The organism is Polynucleobacter sp. AP-Nickl1-40-C4, from assembly GCF_035012665.1.
In the GTDB taxonomy this organism is placed as follows: Bacteria; Pseudomonadota; Gammaproteobacteria; order Burkholderiales; family Burkholderiaceae; genus Polynucleobacter.
This window is the reverse complement of record NZ_JAYGQR010000007.1, coordinates 20,942-39,712: the sequence shown is the minus strand read 5'-3', so window position 1 is coordinate 39,712 and position 18,771 is coordinate 20,942. Positions and strand designations below refer to the sequence as shown.

Sequence of the window (18,771 nt, the reverse complement as noted above, 5' to 3'; positions counted from 1 at the left end):
CCTTCCGTGTGTAAGGCGGCTTATGGCTAAAATGGCTTCATGAGCAAACCTTCCTACCTTACTATTTCGCAGACTGTGGGCAATACGCCTTTAGTTCGTTTGCAGCGTATTCCTGGTTTGGAAAACGAGAATCGCAATAATGTAATCTTGGGTAAGTTGGAAGGAAATAATCCAGCCGGGTCGGTGAAGGACCGACCTGCGCTGTCGATGATCTCACGCGCCCAAGAGCGCGGTGAGATTAAACCGGGCGATACATTAATTGAGGCAACTAGCGGTAATACAGGCATTGCTTTGGCAATGACTGCAGCTATGCTTGGTTACAAAATGATTTTAGTAATGCCAGAAAATCAAAGTATTGAACGTCGTCAAAGCATGGCGGCTTACGGCGCTGAATTAATATTGACCGCAGCTTCTGGTGGCATGGAATTTGCCAGAGATTACGCCTTGCAGTTACAAAGAGAGGGACGCGGTAGATTGCTCGATCAATTTGCCAATCCTGACAATCCTAGAGCACATATAGAAACTACTGGACCAGAGATTTGGCGAGACACTGATGGGCAGATTACGCATTTCATATCCGCCATGGGTACAACTGGAACCATTACGGGAGTCTCCACTTATCTGAAGTCTATGAATCCTGCGATTCAGATTATTGGTGCACAACCAGAAGAGGGCTCTCAAATTCCCGGCATTCGGAAGTGGGCGCCGGCATATCTGCCTAAGATTTATCAAGGTGATCGCGTTGATTTAATTGAGTATGTTTCGCAAGCAGATGCAGAGGAGATGGCCCGTCGCTTGGCAGCAGAAGAGGGTATTTTCTGCGGCATTTCTGCTGGAGGTGCCTTGGTAGTGGCTTTGCGCATTGCCCGTCAAGTTGAAAATGCCACGATCGTCTTTATTGTCTGCGACCGTGGTGACCGCTACCTATCTACTGGCGTTTTTCCAGCTTAAGACTTTGCTTTTTTCTTAGCGCTGGACTTCTTAGGTTTAGACTTTTCAGTAGTCGCCTTTGAGCCACCAGCTTTGCTTGGGTTTTCTACTGGCACAACACTTTGGTTTTTATATCCTAGGGCTTGGGCAAACTCTGCAACACTTTGTGCATAAAAATAGCTACGGTTATATTGCACTATCGTCAGAAAATTATTTAAGCCAACAAAATATTGCACTTGGTCTACACCATCTTTATCTGGATACGGTAGGTCAACGATGAAAGCTTTGCTTTGCGGCTCTACACCACCACTTTGTAGATCGCCTTGTTGTTGAGTCAAGATTCCCTTTTCAATGAGCTCTTGTACAGTAAATTTCAACTGCGGTTCACCATCAGCCAATGCTTTGGCAGCACTGATGCCATTTTCTTGAACTGGAAATGAAATCGGCATACCGGGTTGCCAGCCATGTTTTTTCATGAAGTTGGCAACACTCGCAATAGCGTCCTTAGGGCTTTGCTTTAAATCAATTTGACCATCGCCGTCACCATCGACCGCAAAGCTGCGAATACTGCTAGGCATGAACTGTGGCAGACCAATGGCGCCAGCGTAGGAGCTGTTTTGATTTAGGCAGGCGCTAAAGCGTGCGCTATTGATGTCTTGGCTACTGTTTTTGGAGGGCAGCTTGCCACCCGCCCCAGTCCAGCACATCAGAATGAGTTCTTTGAGTTGGTCCTTGAAGAGTTGCTCACGTGCTGGTTTATTAGGGGTATCTGGGTAACTAAAGGCGAGGGTAGATAGAACGTCTTTCACCCTGAAATTGCCGGTTTGGCGTCCATAGATGGTTTCGATGCCAATAATGGCCACAATAATCTCAGCTGGCACCCCTGATTCTTGCTCAACTTGGCTCAAAAAGGCTTGATTTTGGTCCCAAAAGACCCTGCCAGCCTTAAGGCGTACGGGCTCAATAAAGCGTTTGCGATAAGCCAGCCAGTTCTTCTTAAATGTACCCGATGGGGGTAATACCAATTTCCGAATTGAGGGAACCGTTTTAGCATCTAGGAAGCCCATTTCTAGGGCTGGGAGTGGGATTTCTTGGTTTTGGGAGACCTGGGTAAGGAGTTCGTTGAGGTTCTGGCTAAAACGCGCCTCGGTAGCGGCATCGTCAGTCTGGTTTACGATGGGCTGTTGTGATTGGGTTGGCTGTGTGGGGGTGCTAGAGCACCCTGCTAACGCAAGAGCAAGCAGTAGGTAGGAGACGCGAAAGTTCATGCTTAAGGTATTTTTATTGGTATTGGATTTTCGAATGTTGAGCACGTTTAATTAGATTATAAAAATTACAAATTTGCTATTGAGGATTTCGAGTAATGACAACAGGATACATAACTCATCCAGACTTTCTGAAACATGAGATGGGAAGCCATCATCCAGAGTGTCCAGAGAGAATTCAGGCGATCAATGATCAACTGATTCGCAGCGGTGTTGATCAATTTTTGCATCATTTAGATGCGCCATTGGCCACTGAAGACCAATTGGAATTGGTCCATAGTCCTGACCACGTTTCTTTTGTTCGAGATCGTGCCCCAGAGAGCGGGTATTTCATGCTCGATGGTGACACCATTATGAATCCCCATACTTACAGAGCTTCACTCAGAGCTGCAGGCGCTGCTATTGCAGGTGTAGATGCTGTGATGAAGGGTGAGGTTGAGAACGTATTTTGTGCTGTAAGACCGCCAGGACATCATGCGGAACCAACGCGTTCTATGGGATTTTGTTTATTTGATAACGTGGCGATTGCTGCGCGATATGCAATGGAAACATACGGCATTGAGCGTGTCGCCATCGTTGATTTTGATGTCCATCATGGGAACGGTACTGAAGCTGCTTTTTTCAATGACCCCAATGTCTTGATGTGCAGCTTTTTTCAACATCCTTTTTATCCCTATAGCGGCCTTGATCATGCTAACAATATGGTCAACGTACCTTTGCCTGCTGCAACTCGGGGCGATGTGGTGCGCTCCATTGTGGAAGAGCAATGGCTGCCAGCTTTGCGTAATTTTGAGCCTGAGCTCGTGATTATTTCAGCAGGGTTTGATGCCCATCGCGAAGATGATTTAGGTCAGATGGGCTTGGTGGAGGATGACTATGTCTGGATTACCAAACGTTTAAAAGAGATTGCTAATGAGTATGCGCAAGGACGCATTGTGAGCTGCTTAGAGGGTGGTTATAACCTCTCTGCTTTGGGCCGCAGTGTGGTGGCCCATATTAAAGCGCTAGCAGATATTTAATAAAAAATTTAGTAAAACAGAAATCGAAAGCTGAAGATGGCAAATATTTATGAACAAGGTTTGGCTCGCAATCCAGCCAACTACACCCCAATTACACCGCTCTTATTTTTAGAGCGCTCAGCAGAAATTTACCCCGATAAAACTGCCGTTATTCATGGGAAATTGCGTCAGACCTGGGCACAAACTTATGAGCGTTGCCGTCGCTTGGCTAGCGCCTTACAAAAGCATGGTGTTGGTTTGGGTGACACCGTAGCGGTGATGTTGCCCAACACGCCTCCAATGGTAGAAGCCCACTTTGGTATTCCAATGGCGGGTGCAGTTTTGAATGCTCTTAATACTCGTTTAGACGCAGAGACAGTGGCCTTTATGCTGAATCATGGCGAAGCTAAAGTAGTCATTGTTGATCCTGAATTTTCAGGGGTGATGAAAAAAGCGCTTGAGATTGCTAAGAAAGATTCTGGTCGTCATTTCTTGGTGGTAGATGTTGAAGAAAAAGAGTTTGAAGTTCCTGGCGAGAAGTTAGGCAAACTCACTTATGAGAAATTACTCTCCGAAGGGGATCCAAATTTTGCATGGCAAGTTCCCGCAGATGAGTGGCAAGCGATTTGCTTGAATTACACATCAGGAACTACTGGTAACCCTAAGGGTGTGGTGTATCACCATCGTGGCGCTGCAATAAATGCCGTTTCCAATGTGCTGGACTGGGATATTAATAAGCATCCCATCTACCTCTGGACTTTACCAATGTTCCATTGCAATGGTTGGTGCTTTCCATGGACTATCGCTGCTCGCGCTGGTGTCAACGTCTGCTTGCGTCGGGTTGATGCGCAACATATTTTTGCGGCAATTAAAGAGCATGGTGTGACCCACTACTGCGCAGCACCTATCGTGCATAACTTGTTGGTCAATGCGCCGGATGAGCTGAAGGTGGGAGTGCCCACAGGAGTTAAAGGCTTGATCGCCGGTGCCGCACCACCTGCATCGATTATTGAGGGTATGGAAAAGTTAGGATTTGATTTAACGCACGTCTATGGTTTGACTGAAACCTATGGGCCAGCAGCTGTGTGCGTTAAACAAGACGAGTGGAATAATGTTGATATCGGTGAGCGTGCTCGTTTAAATGCACGCCAAGGTGTGCGTTATCACATGCAACAGGCAATTGCTGTTCTTGATCCAGAAACCATGCAGGCGGTTCCAGCAGATGGTGAAACCATGGGTGAAATTATGTTCAAGGGCAATATTGCCATGAAGGGATACCTGAAGAACGAAAAAGCAACCCAAGAGGCATTTGAAGGTGGCTGGTTTCACTCGGGCGATTTGGCAGTAATGAATCCAGATGGCTATGTGAAGATGAAGGACCGCAGCAAAGACATCATTATTTCTGGAGGTGAAAATATTTCCTCTGTAGAGGTTGAGGATGTACTCTATCGACACCCAGCTATTAACGCTGCTGCGGTGGTTGCTAAGCCTGATCCTAAATGGGGTGAAACGCCTTGCGCCTTCTTGGAAATCAAACCTGGTTCAGAGGTGACTGCCGAGGAGATTATTGCCCACTGTAAAAAGCATTTAGCAGGCTTTAAGGTTCCGAGAGCTATTATCTTCTGTGAACTACCAAAGACCTCGACTGGCAAGATTCAGAAGTTTGAGCTTCGGAAACAGGCGGGTTCAGCTACCGCAATTGATGTTTAATTTGGCAAATATTCAGGTAAAATAAAACGATCGTGCTTTTTATTGAGGGTTTATCCTCGATTTATATATTATTGGAGAGGTTTGAGGGATGAAAGTCTTAGTGGCTGTAAAACGCGTTGTTGATTACAACGTCAAAATTCGGGTGAAATCAGACAACTCTGGAGTTGATTTAGCGAACGTCAAAATGAGTATGAATCCCTTTGATGAAATCGCAGTAGAGGAAGCGGTGCGTTTAAAAGAGGCGGGTGTCGCAACTGAGGTGGTTGTAGTATCTGCTGGTGCAACCCAATGCCAAGAAACCCTCCGTACCGCTTTAGCAATTGGCGCGGATCGTGCCATCCTGGTGGAGACAGATGTAGAGCTGCAACCTTTAGCAGTAGCGAAGATTCTCAAGGCGCTCTCTGATAAAGAGCAAGCGCAAATCATCATTCTTGGTAAACAAGCAATTGACGATGACAGCAATCAAACCGGTCAGATGTTGGCTAGCTTGCTGGATATTCCTCAAGCAACCTTTGCTTCTAAGGTTGTAGTTGCAGACGGCAAAGCCACTGTGACTCGTGAAGTCGATGGCGGCTTAGAAACTATTGCACTAACTTTGCCGGCAGTGATTACCACTGACCTGCGCTTGAATGAACCACGCTATGTCACTTTGCCGAACATCATGAAGGCCAAGAAGAAAACAATTGATATCGTGAAGCCTGAAGAATTGGGTGTCGATATTGCCCCACGCCTGAAAACACTTAAAGTAGAAGAGCCGCCAAAGCGCTCTGCTGGCGTGATGGTTGCTGATATGGCAGCCCTTGTAGAAAAACTCAAAAATGAAGCGAAGGTGATCTAAATGGCTGCACTTGTTATTGCTGAACACGACAATCAATTATTAAAAGCGGCAACCCTTAATGCTGTAGCAGCTGCTTTGCAGTGCTCTCCTGAGGTGGATGTGCTCGTTGCTGGGAGTGGTGCTGATGCTGCTGCAGCTGCCGCAGCGCAAATTGCTGGCGTGCGCAAAGTCATTCAAATTGATGCCGCTAATTTGGCTGATCAATTGGCTGAACCTTTGGCTGCGCAGATCCTCTCCATTGCGAATGGCTATAGCCATATTCTCGCTCCTGCAACAGCCAACGGAAAGAATGTTTTGCCACGCGTTGCTGCTAAGTTAGATGTAGCTCAGTTGTCTGACATTACCAAAGTCATCTCTGTGGATACTTTCGAGCGTCCAATTTATGCGGGCAATGGGATTGCGACCGTGCAATCCACCGATCCAATCAAAGTGATTACTGTGCGTACTACTGGTTTTGATCCAGTTGCCGCTACTGGTGGTTCGGCTGCTGTAGAAAAAGCTGCTGTTGCTGATAGTAAAGTTTCATCATCCTTTGTTGGTCGTGAGCTGACTAAATCTGATCGTCCAGAATTGACCGCCGCCAAGATTATTGTTTCTGGTGGTCGTGGTTTGGGTTCCGGTGAAAAGTATCAGGAGCTCATTGCGCCTTTGGCCGACAAACTCGGTGCTGCTTTGGGTGCATCCCGTGCTGCGGTGGATGCGGGTTACGTTCCCAATGATTATCAAGTGGGTCAGACTGGCAAGATTGTCGCTCCTCAGCTTTACATCGCTGTTGGTATCTCTGGTGCCATCCAACATTTGGCTGGTATGAAAGACTCCAAAGTTATCGTAGCAATCAACAAAGATCCAGAGGCGCCAATATTTGGTGTTGCTGACTATGGTCTAGTGGCGGATTTGAACATTGCTGTGCCGGAGTTAACAAAAGCACTTGGTTGAGTTGAAGATTGAAGCTAAAGATTAATTAAGTATCTAACTGTATAAAGAGGAGTTGTAATGCCATACGTAGCCCCAGTGAAAGATATGTTGTTTGTGATGAATGAACTAGCTGGGCTATCAGATGTTGTCGCCTACCCCTCCTATGCTGATGCTGGTGCGGATGTAGATTTGGCCCCTGCGATCTTGGAGGAGTCAGCCAAATTTAATCAAGACGTAGTGGCCCCCCTCAATTGGGCTGGCGATCAAACCCCAAGCTCCTTAAAAGATGGTGTAGTGACAACTACCCCCGGCTTCAAACAAGCTTTCGAGCAATACGCTGCTGCTGGTTGGCAAGGCGTCATTCATCCCGCAGAGTTTGGTGGACAAGGTTTACCAAAATTGATCTCTACTGCATGTTTAGAGATGGTGAATGCAGCCAATCTTTCTTTTGCATTATGTCCTTTGCTAACTGATGGTGCTATTGAAGCTCTCTTAACTGCTGCTAGCCCAGAACTTCAGGAGCAATACGTTCCGAAGATGATTTCTGGTGAGTGGACTGGAACAATGAATTTGACTGAGCCGCAAGCTGGCTCTGATCTTGCGATGGTTCGCTCACGTGCTGTTCCAGAGGGTGACGGTACTTACAAGATTTTTGGTACCAAAATTTATATCACCTATGGTGAGCACGATATGGCTAAGAATATTATCCATTTGGTGTTAGCCAGAACACCCGATGCGCCAGAGGGCGTAAAGGGTATTTCATTATTTGTAGTGCCGAAGTTTATGGTAAATAAAGATGGTTCATTGGGTGAACGTAATGATGTTCATTGCGTTTCGATTGAGCATAAGTTAGGCATTAAAGCGAGCCCAACTGCGGTTCTACAGTTTGGTGATCATGGTGGTGCGATCGGCTACTTGGTTGGCGAGGAAAATCGCGGTCTTGAATATATGTTCGTGATGATGAATGCGGCTCGCTTTGCAGTAGGTATGCAGGGCGTGGCTGTTGCAGAACGCGCATATCAAAAGGCAGTGCAATACGCCAAAGATCGAGTACAAAGCCGTGACCTAACCGGTTCACCGGGCCCTGTTGCAATTATTCATCAACCTGATGTGAAGCGCATGTTGATGACGATGCGTGCCTACACAGAAGCATCGCGTGCATTAGCCTACTACGCTGCTTCTGCATATGATGCACAGCATGCTGCTCCTGATGAAGCGGTTCGCAAGGCCAATCAAGCTGTCTATGAATTCTTGGTCCCAATCGTTAAGGGCTTTTCTACAGAAATGTCGATTGAAGTGGCTAGTCTGGGGGTTCAAGTGCATGGTGGTATGGGCTTTATCGAAGAAACTGGCGCAGCGCAGTATTACCGTGATGCCCGCATCTTGACGATTTACGAAGGCACTACTGCAATTCAGGCGAATGACTTAGTTGGTAGAAAAACAGTACGTGATGGTGGGGCGATTGCCAAAGAGCTTTCCCAAAGAATTGCTGCTACTGAAAAAGATTTAGCTGCCAGTGGAAGTGCTGATGCTAAAGCGGTTCTCAAACAACTCACTTTGGCACGCGCGGCCTTCGAACAAGCAGTTGCATACATTGTTGCGAATGCAAAGACGGACATCAAGGCTGTCTATGCCGGTAGCTTTGCTTACTTACGCTTATCTGGCTTGGTATTGGGCGGCTGGCAAATGGCGAGAGCACTGTTAGCTTCTGAGCGTTTGCGTGATGATGATCCAAAATTCTATGGCGCGAAGATTGCTACTGCCCGTTTCTTTGCTGAGAATCTCATGCCTCAAGCACAAGCTCTGGCAACTTCGATTGTTGAAAGCGGTCACTCTACCAATGCCCTAGAAGTAGAGCAGTTCTAAAGGGGCGCAAAAGAGAATAAAAAAACCGCTCTTAAGAGCGGCTCTTGCAAAATGAAAGCTATCTGTAATTATTGGGATAGCTTTTTTGCTTCATAGATTTGAGAAATGAAGAATTGCTCAAATGAGACTGCTAAAAAAGTCATCATTACACCAGCACCCAATACCAAAGAGAAAATTACTGTCAGTATCTCGAGCCAGCCAGAGCGACTCCGTCGGTGTTCTTCAATGCCGGGATTAAATTGGGCATCCCACTTCTCATCCAAGCGAAGACCAAAGGCAATGGTGGTTAACCAGCTTGCTTCAATAGCCATAAAACCAAAAGTAACGAGCACCCATCCTGGCGCCGAATGAAAGTGGGCGTCCTTAAGAATGACCCAGCCTACTGCGCCACCTATCAAGGCAAATAGCTGAACCCATGCCCAAAAAGATTTGAGTCCTTGTAGATAAAAACAATTGAGGCCGCTGCCCGGAAGGAGTAATCCGAGTGCGCAAAAAAGAAGTTTGGATTTTTTCATGAATCTTTCAGTGATATTGCTAATGAATAATTGAGTGCTTACTTAGTGTTGTTTGGCTTTTGAATAAAACTGAGTACTTCACGATCAGTGCCGATCATGAGTAATTGATCACCATTGCGCACAATGCTGCGATAGTCATTTAACTCATAGAGGAAATCATTTTCTAATTCCATACGCTGAGGGTTGCAAGCCATCTTGGTACTGGCGATTTGCTTAAGAGAAAAACCGCGGGCGTCTTCATCGAGGGTTGCAGTAAACCGATTGCATCCTGTCGAGCCGCTCAGTCGTTGTCCGCTAGCATCAAAAATGATTTGAATCGGGTTGCTGGCATCGCCTTGCGGAATTTGACGGGTACGCACCTCTCCATTGCTATTGGGGGGTAAGTTCCAGCGGGTCAGCTCCCATTTGGTATTTTTGAGTTCGCTGCTTGGTGGGCTTATTTTGGCTCCACATGGAGGTATGACGTTTGCGCAGCCACTTAAAAGTCCAAGACTTAGGCAAGAAAGTGTCAGAAAGAACCCTTTTGAAGGCCTTCTGAGGGAGTCTAAAAGTCTGGATTTAAGGATCATATTTACCTAAGTTATTGTTTTTAATGTATTTTTTATCTAAGTACACATTCTATTCTACTGTCTTAGATGCTTAAATAGGTGGAAGAAGTAGGGGTTTTCGTCTAGAATATGAGGTTTTCCGCTCTACCGTATCTGTATTTGGTGAGCTGGAGCCCAAGGTTTTTTGTAGAAATTTCATTGGGTTGTAATCAACCTGTTTTCATTTTAGATTTTAAGGAATAAGTATGGTCGTCATTCGACTGGCACGCGGCGGTTCTAAGAAGCGCCCTTTTTACAGCATTGTTGCTACTGATAAACGCAACCGTCGTGACTCGAATTTCATCGAGCGTATTGGTTACTTCAATCCACAAGCAGCGGCAACTGAGCAAGCAATGCGTATTGCTCAAGACCGTTTGACATACTGGACTGGTGTTGGCGCGCAGGTTTCCCCAACAGTAGTTCGTTTGATCAAAAACAATCCAGCTGTTTAATATTCGATTGCTAAAAACTTCATCGATGTGATGAGGTTTTTAGCGGCAGAATTTATAGTAGTTCTATTTTGGGAAAATAAGGTGTCTTACAAATGAGTACGCCTTCCCTGAATGATTTGATTGAGCTTGGCGCCATATCTGAGGCGCAAGGTTTGCAAGGCCAAGTGAAGGTAAGACCTCACTCATCAGAGCCTGTAGCACTTCTTTCTTCTAAATCCATTTGGCTGTCTCTGATTCCTCGTGGGGATGCGGGCGTTTCTGCGTCACTAGAACAAGCCTCTTTGACGCAATACAAAGTGAAAAGCGCCAAGATGCATAGCGGTAATGTGGTGCTTACTCTGGATGGGGTAACTGATCGTGATCAGGCGCTTGCGCTAAAAGGTTCTCGCATTTTGGTAGCGCGCGATGCGTTTCCAAAGGCGGATAGTGATTCCTATTATTGGGTTGATCTGATTGGTTGTCATGCCGTGAATTTGCAAGGCGAAGCGCTTGGGGAAGTGATTGATGTCACTGAGAATGGTGCACATGGTGTTATCGCGATTGGTAATCCAGAAACTAAAACGATTGTGTATTTGGTGCCGTTTGTAAAAGAAGTAGTGCAAAACGTCGACTTGCCAAATAAAGCGATTACTCTTGATTGGCAGTCTGACTGGCAATAAGAACGCAAAGATCAATTTCAAAAAATAATCACCGATATGCGCTTTGATGTAGTCACCTTGTTTCCTGAGATGTTCTCTGCATTAACGCAGTGGGGCATTACTGGTCGCGCCTGTGAACAATCATTAGCCAGCGTGCATCTTTGGAATCCTCGTGACTTTTGCTCTGATCCTCGTAAAACCGTGGACGACCGTGCTTATGGCGGTGGACCTGGCATGGTGATGATGGCCAAGCCCTTAGAAGATGCAGTTGCCGGAATTAAGGCAGCCCATCAGGTGGCAAACATCAAATCAGGCCCAATTTGCTTATTGGCACCCCAGGGCGAGCGTTTTACTCAGAAGATAGCGGCAGATATCCTGGATTACGGCAATTTGAGCTTTATTTGTGGTCGATATGAGGCCATTGACCAACGTTTTGTCGATCGAAACGTTGATTTACAGCTTTCTATCGGTGATTTTGTACTTTCTGGGGGTGAAATCCCCGCTATGGCGATGATGGATGCGGTAATTAGATTGATTCCAGGAGCGCTTGGAGATGGTGAATCTGCCACTCAGGATAGCTTTATGAACGGTCTTTTGGATTATCCGCACTACACCCGCCCCGAAATATATGAAAATTTATCCGTCCCGGACGTGCTTTTGGGCGGACATCACGCTAAAATAGCGGATTGGCGTCGGCAGAAGTCTTTAGAGCTGACGTTCAGGTTAAGGCCGGACTTAATTGAATCGGCCAGAGCCAAAGGGTTGCTAACCCGAGAAGATGAACAATTTCTTCGCTCTCTGTAAATACTTTCAGTAGTGTGCAGTGGTGAATGGGTGGTTTAGTTTTTGGTTTAGTGAAATTGTTTTAACTGCATCCTCTATTAGGTCCGTTGATTTAGGTCTCGGGATTAAACGCTAATACGATGTTTAAGGATTAAAAATGAATTTAATTGAAAAAATTGAGCAAGAAGAAATTGCTCGCTTAAGTGCTAACAAGGTTTTGCCAAGCTTTGCTCCTGGCGATACAGTAGTTGTTGGTGTGAACGTTGTTGAAGGTGCGCGTAAGCGTACTCAGGCGTTTGAAGGTGTTGTGATTGCAAAGCGCAATCGCGGACTCAATTCCAGCTTTATCGTTCGCAAGATTTCATCTGGCGAAGGTGTAGAGCGTACATTCCAAACTTACTCACCATTGATCGCTAGCATTGAAGTGAAGCGTCGCGGTGATGTACGTCGTGCTAAGTTGTACTACTTGCGCGATCGTTCAGGTAAGTCTGCACGTATTAAAGAGAAGCTTCCTGCACGTAAAGTAGCAGTAGCAACTCCAGCTGCATAATTAATGCTGGCTTGATTTAAAAAGGCGGCCTCGGTCGCCTTTTTTGTTGCCTTAGAATATGAATATGCCCAAGACCTCAACACCTGAAGATAATGCAATCAATGTTGCTGCGCCTCCAGGGTTTGATGCACAGGCGATTCCGATTCATGCGGTGTGTGCTGGTGAAAAAAAGGTAGCACCTGAATTTTTGGCGCCCGCTGGGTTAAAAGCGCGTTTGCAATCACCGCCTCAATGGGAGCCTGAGATTACCGATGAAAACCGTCATGTGATTGCGGCTGACATTATTGCTAAGCGCCAAGCCGTCGGAAAAGTCACTAAAGCAGCAGTACTGATTCCACTTCTATTGGGGGAGGATGGTTTGTCAGTATTGCTCACGCAAAGAACCAATCATTTGCGCGATCATGCGGGCCAAATTAGTTTTCCAGGGGGTCGTATGGATCCTGAGGATCAAAGTCCTAATGACACCGCCTTGCGTGAGAGCAAAGAAGAGATCGGATTAGATCCTGGGCGAGTGGAGATTATTGGTCATTTGCCACAGTATTTAACGGTTTCTGGCTATAGCGTTACACCAGTAGTAGGATTGGTCCAAGCTCAGGCAGAATATGTCTTAGACGAGTTTGAGGTGGCCGATGTCTTTGAGGTGCCCCTGAGTTTTTTGTTAGATCCCGCTAATCATCAAGTCAGATTGTGGCAAAGTGAGCAGGGTGGACGACGTTTTTATTCAATGCCTTATGAGAACCGCTTTATTTGGGGTGCCACTGCGGGAATGTTGCGTAACCTTTATCATTTATTAAAAGTATGACTTTCTTTTCTATTCTCTTCGCCCTTATTGCTGAGCAATACCGCCCAGTCACTTCAAGCCATTGGATTGCGCGCGTATGCGCTCGCTGGTTAGATTGGGTTGCTGCTGAATTCGGCGGCAAGACTGAAGACGGTGCAAGCCCTGTCGGTGCTCGCATGGCCTGTTTAGTAGCCTTCATATTGCCAACTTTTTTAGTCTTCATTGTGTATGTTACTTGTATGGTGACTTATCCAATCTTGGGTTTTCTTTGGAATATCGTCATCGCTTATTTGTTTTTTGGTTTTCGTCAGTTCAGTCATTCTTTTACTGCCGTGCATGATGCAATTGAAGCGCATGACTTACCTGCTGCGCGTGCGGCCTTGGGTGAGTGGTATGGCCCTGAATTAGACACGTCCAATCTTTCAGAGACAGAGGTGATTTCTTTGGCACTAGAACGCGCCATCATCGGTTCACACCACCATGTGTTTGGTGTGTTGTTCTGGTTCATGATGCCAATGGGCCCGGCTGGTGTTGTGCTCTACCGCTTGGCTGATATTGCCTCTCAACGTTGGTCAGAGCGCGGTGACTTTAACCTCAGCGAATCTGCCCGTCATTTCTTCTACGTATTGGATTGGGTTCCTGCGCGCATTACCGCAATGGGCTTTGCCATTGTTGGCAATTTCGAAGGTGCTCTATATGGCTGGCGCTATCTCACGCAAAAATGGTCAGACTCTTTGTCTGCAGTGATTTTGGCCGCAGGTAGTGGTGCATTGGGTGTGCGTCTTGGTGAGCCAATGAGTGAGCCTGATAGTGATGAGGCATTACGTATGGCTGAAGCCGGTGAACCGGTTGTTTATGAAGTAGGTCTTGAGCCTACTGAGCGTACGATGCGCTCTGCCGTAGGATTGGTATGGCGCTTAGTTATCGCTTGGATGGCTTTGTTGCTAATGCTGACCATCGCTCTTTGGCTTGGCTAATTCCCTGAATTTGTACATCAGCTGTTTTTGAATCCGAGTGCAGCTGTCTAAATAGCGCCAGTCTTTCTGGCGCTATTTCATTTCTATCTACCGCTTCACGTACTGCGCAATCTGGCTCAGTCAAATGCGCGCAGTTATGAAAGCGGCACTTACCTAGCAAGTCTTTAAATTCCCTAAAGGCATGCTGCAATTCACTAACAGACATGTGCGCTAAACCAAACTCCTGAAAGCCTGGTGAATCAATCAAAGCACCAAGCTTACCTGTCGCATCTCTACCCCAAGCCTCAGGCAATTCAAAATAACGGCATGCAGTAGTAGTGTGCTTGCCGGTATCTAGGCGCACAGAATATTCTTGGGTCAGTGCGGCCGCATTCGGTATCCAAGCATTTAATAGGCTGGATTTGCCCATGCCTGATTGGCCCACAAAGACGGAGACCTTACCCTGTAGAGCGGTCTGTAGGGAATCGATTGAGGCTGGATCAAATTTGGCAGAGACTTCGCTGACTTGATAACCCATACGAGCATAGGGCGCGATGATTTTGCGTGCGTGCTCAAGATTGTCTTTAAGGTCACACTTGTTGAGCAAAATATGTAGACCAATTTGATTGGTTTCAGCAGCTACTACTGCTCTTCCCAATAAGTCTGGTGAGAAAGCGGGTTGAGTAGCAAGCACTACTAAGATTTGATCTACATTCGAGGCAATCAACTTGCTCTTAAATGCATCCGAGCGATAGAGAAGATTTTCTCGGGGCTCAATTTTGATAATGCGCGCTTGATCAGCTGAAGTCATTTCAAGCAACATGCGATCACCCACAGCGCCAATATGTTGCTTAGCTGGCGTGCTGACTTGTATTAATGGACCATCAGGTGATTCTTGACCAGCAGCATCTGCAATTAAACGCTGCGCTAAATAATGCCTTCCGTAGGAGGCAATGAGTAGCGCATGAAATTGCTCCATCGTTATGAGCTAAACCGCTGTAAGTTGGCAATGCGCAAGGGCGCAGGCGGATGTGAGCTATAAAAAGCGGTATAGATCGGATCGGGAGTGAGGGTCGAGGCATTATCTTGATATAACTTCACTAGTGCCGCAATTAAATCTTTTGCGGAAGATTTCTCGGCAGCAAACCCGTCCGCTTCGTACTCGTGCTTGCGTGAGGCTAGGCTAGAAAGTGGCGTGAAGAAAAAGCTAAATACAGGTGAGACCAGCATAAAGAGTGCCAATGCGAGGCCACCGTTATAACCATTGAGGTTGGGCATCACGCCTAAGTCAGTGTAGAACCAGACTTTGGTGCTGATCCAACCCAATAGAGCAAACATCCCAAAGCTGAGAGCGAACGAGACCAAGAGACGTTTACGAATATGTTTGCATTTGAAATGGCCAAGCTCATGTGCGAGAACCGCCTCGACTTCGCCCGGATTAAGCTTTTCAATCAAGGTGTCAAAAAATACAATGCGCTTGGCTTTACCCATGCCGGCAAAGAATGCATTGCCGTGAGCGCTACGTTTACTGCCGTCCATCACAAACAGACCTTGGCTCGCAAAGTCGCAGCGTTTCAGTAGCGCTTCAATCTGTGTTTTTAAAGGACCATCTTCTAAGGCTTGAAACTTATTGAAAAGTGGTGCGATAAAAGTTGGGAAGATCCACTGCATGAGCAAGCTAAATGCTGTCAACACTGCCCATGCCCAAAGCCACCATAACTCACTAGCCTTAGACATTAAAGTCAGAATGACCCACAGTAGTGGAATGCCAATCGCGCCGCCCACTGCCATTCCTTTAAACATATCCGTGAAGAATAGTTTTTTACCCATGCGGTTAAATCCAAAGCGTTCCTCTAAATGGAACTGCTTGTACCAGGAGAAAGGCATATCAATCACGCCAGAAATGATCACGACGGAAACCAGTAGAGCAATTTGTTGAGCAATGCCTTCGCCCAAAAATTGCAGTAATGCCATGTTCAGAATCTGTAGGCCACCCAATAAGGTGAAGCCAATTAAAATGATAGCGCTGACCCCATTCTCTAAAATACCAAGGCGTAATTTAGCGATGGTGTAGTCAGCTGCTTTTTGATGTTCAGCTAAAGTCACTTTTTCAGCGAAATCCGTGGGGACGGCATTACGATGCTGCGCCACATAGCGAATTTGACGTTGGGAAAGCCAGTGGCGTAAGCCAAAGCTAGCAATAAAGGCAATTAGAAAAATAATTGTGAATGTCATGAGATCATTATAGATATGAGCGAGCAAACTAACACTACAACCACAGCAGCAGTCACAGCGGCAACCAAGGCGGCGCCAGCGAATGAACACCTGATTTGGGTGGATATGGAGATGTCAGGCCTAAACCCGGAAACCGAACGGATTCTGGAAATTGCTATTATCGTGACAGATGCCCACCTCAATACTATTGCCACGGCCCCAGTCTGGGTAGTGCATCAGGAGGATGCCGTTTTGGATGCCATGGATGCCTGGAATAAAGGTACGCATGGGCGATCTGGTTTGATCGATAAAGTGAAGGCATCCACTCTAGATGAGGCAACGGCGGAGACAGAATGCATTGCCTTCTTAAAGAAATATATTAAAGCCGGTATCGCCCCAATGTGCGGCAATACGATTGGGCAAGACAGACGCTTTATGGCGAAATACATGCCGAAGTTAGAGGCTTACTTTCATTATCGAAACATTGATGTTTCTACTTTGAAAGAGCTTTGTAAGCGTTGGCATCCTGAGTTGGTGAAAGGCTTCACAAAGAACCAGGCGCATACAGCATTAGCAGACATAGAAGAGTCTATCGAAGAGCTAAAGTATTACCGTGAGAAATTTATTGTGCCGCTTCCTCAGTAGCCATCTCAAAAGAAAAGGTCCGCAATGCGGACCTTTTTATTGATGGTTGGAGCGAATCAAGCCCCAGTTTTCTTAAGAGCACTTTTTGGTCTAAAGATTTTAATGACTGTTTCGTTAGTTTCGATATACGGGCCGCCAATTAAATCAATACAGTAAGGCACCGCTGCAAAGATGCCGGGAACAATCGATTTACCGTTCTCGTCTTTCAGGCCTTCAAGCGTTTCTGCAATTGCTTTAGGTTGTCCGGGCAGGTTAATGACCAGGGCAGCATGACCATCAATTTCTCTGAGGACGGCTGTCTGTCTAGAGAGAATGGCGGTCGGTACAAAACTTAAGCTAATTTGACGCATTTGTTCCCCAAAACCAGGCATCTCACGAGTGCCGGCTTCACGAGTAGCCTCAGGGGTGACATCTCTTCTGGATGGGCCAGTACCCCCTGTAGTGAGCACTAGATCGCAGCCTAACTCGTCTACCAATTCAACAATCGACTCGGTAATAGCTTCAGACTCGTCGGCAATGAGGCGTTCATGAAAAACACAGGGATTGCTAATGGCTTTAATGAGCCAGGTTTGTAGGGCGGGAATGCCTTCATCCTGGTAGACGCCTTTGCTAGCGCGATCCGAGATGGAGATGAGGCCAATTTTGACCTCATTAGGGCTGTTTCGTTTCAGGGCTTCTGTATGCTTCATGTTTCTATTCTAGCTATTATTAGGGTATGTTTACATATACATCCAACCAGTTTCAAGAAATCATCGATTTCATGCTCAAAGAGGCCAAAAGAAGGGGTGCCTCAGATGCCGTAGCGGAGGTTTCAGAGGGTCAGGGCCTCTCCGTTACTGTTCGTAAGGGTGAGGTTGAGACTATCGAGCAAAGTCTGGATAAGCAAGTGGGGGTCACCGTATTTTTGGGTCATCACCGCGGTAACGCCAGCACTAGCGATTTCTCAAAAGCATCATTAAAGGCAACGGTTGATGCTGCCTATCACATCGCACAACACACGGCAGAGGATTTGTGTGCAGGTCCTGCTGAGGCTGATCTCTTAGAAAAAAGTCCGCTGGATTTAGATTTGTTTCATCCATGGAATATTGATGCAGCTGCTGCAGTAGAAATCGCACGTAGTGCTGAGGGCGCGGCATTTTCAGTGAGCAAACAAATTAAAAATAGTGATGGCGCATCGGTATCCGCACACCATGCGCATTTCATGATGGGAACGTCGCATGGATTTATGAGCGGCTATCCTTTTTCTCGTCACTATATTTCTTGTGCGCCAATCGCTAGCGAAGGTGGCAAGAAAGCTCACATGCAACGTGACGATTGGTACTCCAGCTCCCGCATTCCTGAGGAGTTGGCCGATCCTGCCGCAATCGGAACGTATGCAGCTCAGCGGGCCCTGTCGCGTCTCAAGGCCAGATCTTTGACAACTCGACGTTGCCCGGTGATCTTTGAAGCGCCTCTCGCTGCGGGATTATTGGGAGGTCTAGTACAAGCTGTTTCAGGCGGCGCTTTGTATCGCCGCTCCAGCTTTCTACTCGACAGTTTGGGTAAGCAAGTGTTGCCCAAACATATCAGCTTGTTTGAAGATCCACATCTGAAGTCAATGACTGGTAGTGCACCTTTTGACGAAGAGGGCGTCAAAACTTCTGCTAGAACAGTGGTAGATAAAGGAATACTCGAAGGTTATTTTTTATCGACTTATTCTGCTCGCAAGTTGGGCATGAAAACCACCGGTAATGCTGGTGGGTCACATCACCTGACTTTACAAAGTAAGAAAACGCCTAAGGGTGGCTTGCCTGCACTATTAAAAGAAATGGGAACCGGTTTATTGGTGACAGAATTAATGGGGCAGGGCGTCAATTACGTGACGGGTGATTATTCTCGCGGTGCATTTGGCTACTGGGTTGAAAATGGAGTTATTCAATACCCTGTTGAAGAGGTTACCATCGCTGGCAATCTACGCGATATGCTGATGGATATTCAGTTGATTGGGAGCGATACCCTCATTCGTGGCACCAAAGAAACGGGATCGATTTTGCTGGGCTCAATGACGGTTGGTGGAAAATAAAGCAAGACAATCAATGCGGACTCTAAAAATAGTATCAATATAAAACTTCATTATTTTTAAAAGGGG

Annotated in this window: 20 protein-coding genes; 14 read left to right on the top strand and 6 right to left on the bottom strand. The window is 46.5% G+C overall.

Features of this window, described 5'->3' with window-relative positions:
* Positions 1-39 precede the first annotated feature (39 nt).
* Complete coding sequence (gene cysM, locus VC182_RS08635) at positions 40-951, top strand: cysteine synthase CysM (RefSeq protein ID WP_323485065.1); 912 nt, start codon at positions 40-42, stop codon at positions 949-951.
* Here the strand turns inward: cysM and VC182_RS08630 are convergent.
* A complete protein-coding gene (locus VC182_RS08630) occupies positions 948-2,198 on the bottom strand; it encodes a lytic murein transglycosylase (protein ID WP_323485064.1) in 1,251 nt (416 codons plus the stop codon). The genes cysM and VC182_RS08630 overlap by 4 nt on opposite strands.
* 95 nt (positions 2,199-2,293) lie before the next feature.
* Here VC182_RS08630 and VC182_RS08625 point away from each other — a divergent pair, with 95 nt between their 5' ends.
* From VC182_RS08625 to VC182_RS08605, 5 genes are all read left to right on the top strand, one after another.
* Entirely contained in the window at positions 2,294-3,214 is a 921-nt protein-coding gene (locus VC182_RS08625) for a histone deacetylase family protein (RefSeq protein ID WP_072583659.1), read from the top strand.
* 36 nt (positions 3,215-3,250) lie between these two features.
* Positions 3,251-4,903, top strand: coding sequence for an acyl-CoA synthetase (locus tag VC182_RS08620; RefSeq protein ID WP_323485063.1), 1,653 nt, complete (start codon positions 3,251-3,253; stop codon positions 4,901-4,903).
* Between the two features lie 88 nt (positions 4,904-4,991).
* Positions 4,992-5,741 carry an electron transfer flavoprotein subunit beta/FixA family protein gene (locus VC182_RS08615; RefSeq protein ID WP_323485062.1) on the top strand — a complete coding sequence of 250 codons (750 nt, stop codon included), beginning with the start codon at positions 4,992-4,994 and terminating at the stop codon, positions 5,739-5,741.
* Complete coding sequence (locus tag VC182_RS08610) at positions 5,742-6,677, top strand: electron transfer flavoprotein subunit alpha/FixB family protein (RefSeq protein ID WP_323485061.1); 936 nt, start codon at positions 5,742-5,744, stop codon at positions 6,675-6,677.
* Between the two features lie 57 nt (positions 6,678-6,734).
* Positions 6,735-8,522 (top strand): acyl-CoA dehydrogenase, encoded by a 1,788-nt coding sequence (locus tag VC182_RS08605; RefSeq protein ID WP_216122648.1) that lies wholly within the window; start codon positions 6,735-6,737, stop codon positions 8,520-8,522.
* Between the two features lie 68 nt (positions 8,523-8,590).
* Here VC182_RS08605 and VC182_RS08600 read toward each other — a convergent pair whose 3' ends face one another.
* Together VC182_RS08600 and VC182_RS08595 are read right to left on the bottom strand one after the other, a co-directional pair.
* Positions 8,591-9,037: a hypothetical protein gene (locus VC182_RS08600; protein ID WP_072583654.1), complete on the bottom strand. Its 447-nt coding sequence runs from the start codon at positions 9,035-9,037 to the stop codon at positions 8,591-8,593.
* A gap of 38 nt (positions 9,038-9,075) precedes the next feature.
* Positions 9,076-9,606: an META domain-containing protein gene (locus VC182_RS08595; RefSeq protein WP_216243515.1), complete on the bottom strand. Its 531-nt coding sequence runs from the start codon at positions 9,604-9,606 to the stop codon at positions 9,076-9,078.
* A 224-nt stretch (positions 9,607-9,830) separates the two neighbouring features.
* Between VC182_RS08595 and rpsP the strand changes: the two genes are divergently transcribed.
* The 6 genes from rpsP (at position 9,831) to VC182_RS08565 (ending at position 13,805) form a co-directional block, all read left to right on the top strand.
* Positions 9,831-10,076: a 30S ribosomal protein S16 gene (gene rpsP / locus VC182_RS08590; protein ID WP_072583652.1), complete on the top strand. Its 246-nt coding sequence runs from the start codon at positions 9,831-9,833 to the stop codon at positions 10,074-10,076.
* A gap of 92 nt (positions 10,077-10,168) precedes the next feature.
* Positions 10,169-10,735, top strand: coding sequence for a ribosome maturation factor RimM (gene rimM, locus VC182_RS08585; RefSeq protein ID WP_323485060.1), 567 nt, complete (start codon positions 10,169-10,171; stop codon positions 10,733-10,735).
* Positions 10,736-10,771: 36 nt separating this feature from the next.
* Positions 10,772-11,518, top strand: coding sequence for a tRNA (guanosine(37)-N1)-methyltransferase TrmD (gene trmD / locus VC182_RS08580; RefSeq protein WP_323485059.1), 747 nt, complete (start codon positions 10,772-10,774; stop codon positions 11,516-11,518).
* Positions 11,519-11,654: 136 nt separating this feature from the next.
* Complete coding sequence (gene rplS / locus VC182_RS08575) at positions 11,655-12,047, top strand: 50S ribosomal protein L19 (RefSeq protein ID WP_072583649.1); 393 nt, start codon at positions 11,655-11,657, stop codon at positions 12,045-12,047.
* A gap of 64 nt (positions 12,048-12,111) precedes the next feature.
* Positions 12,112-12,849, top strand: a complete 738-nt coding sequence (locus tag VC182_RS08570; protein ID WP_323485058.1) for a CoA pyrophosphatase — start codon at positions 12,112-12,114, stop codon at positions 12,847-12,849.
* Positions 12,846-13,805: a CobD/CbiB family protein gene (locus VC182_RS08565; RefSeq protein WP_072583648.1), complete on the top strand. Its 960-nt coding sequence runs from the start codon at positions 12,846-12,848 to the stop codon at positions 13,803-13,805. The genes VC182_RS08570 and VC182_RS08565 overlap by 4 nt, the downstream gene beginning before the upstream one ends.
* Here VC182_RS08565 and rsgA read toward each other — a convergent pair.
* A complete protein-coding gene (gene rsgA, locus VC182_RS08560; protein WP_072583647.1) occupies positions 13,750-14,763 on the bottom strand; it encodes a ribosome small subunit-dependent GTPase A in 1,014 nt (337 codons plus the stop codon). The two genes, VC182_RS08565 and rsgA, sit on opposite strands and share 56 nt — an antisense overlap.
* Positions 14,764-14,765: 2 nt before the next feature.
* Complete coding sequence (locus tag VC182_RS08555) at positions 14,766-16,019, bottom strand: M48 family metallopeptidase (protein WP_072583646.1); 1,254 nt, start codon at positions 16,017-16,019, stop codon at positions 14,766-14,768.
* A gap of 15 nt (positions 16,020-16,034) precedes the next feature.
* On the opposite strand from VC182_RS08555, the gene orn reads away from it, so the two are divergent.
* Positions 16,035-16,643: an oligoribonuclease gene (orn, locus tag VC182_RS08550; protein ID WP_072583645.1), complete on the top strand. Its 609-nt coding sequence runs from the start codon at positions 16,035-16,037 to the stop codon at positions 16,641-16,643.
* Positions 16,644-16,699: 56 nt separating this feature from the next.
* Here the strand turns inward: orn and mog are convergent, their stop codons facing one another.
* Positions 16,700-17,332: a molybdopterin adenylyltransferase gene (mog, locus tag VC182_RS08545; protein WP_323485057.1), complete on the bottom strand. Its 633-nt coding sequence runs from the start codon at positions 17,330-17,332 to the stop codon at positions 16,700-16,702.
* A gap of 26 nt (positions 17,333-17,358) precedes the next feature.
* Here mog and pmbA point away from each other — a divergent pair, with 26 nt between their 5' ends.
* Complete coding sequence (gene pmbA, locus VC182_RS08540; RefSeq protein WP_323485056.1) at positions 17,359-18,705, top strand: metalloprotease PmbA; 1,347 nt, start codon at positions 17,359-17,361, stop codon at positions 18,703-18,705.
* The last annotated feature ends 66 nt before the right edge of the window (positions 18,706-18,771 follow it).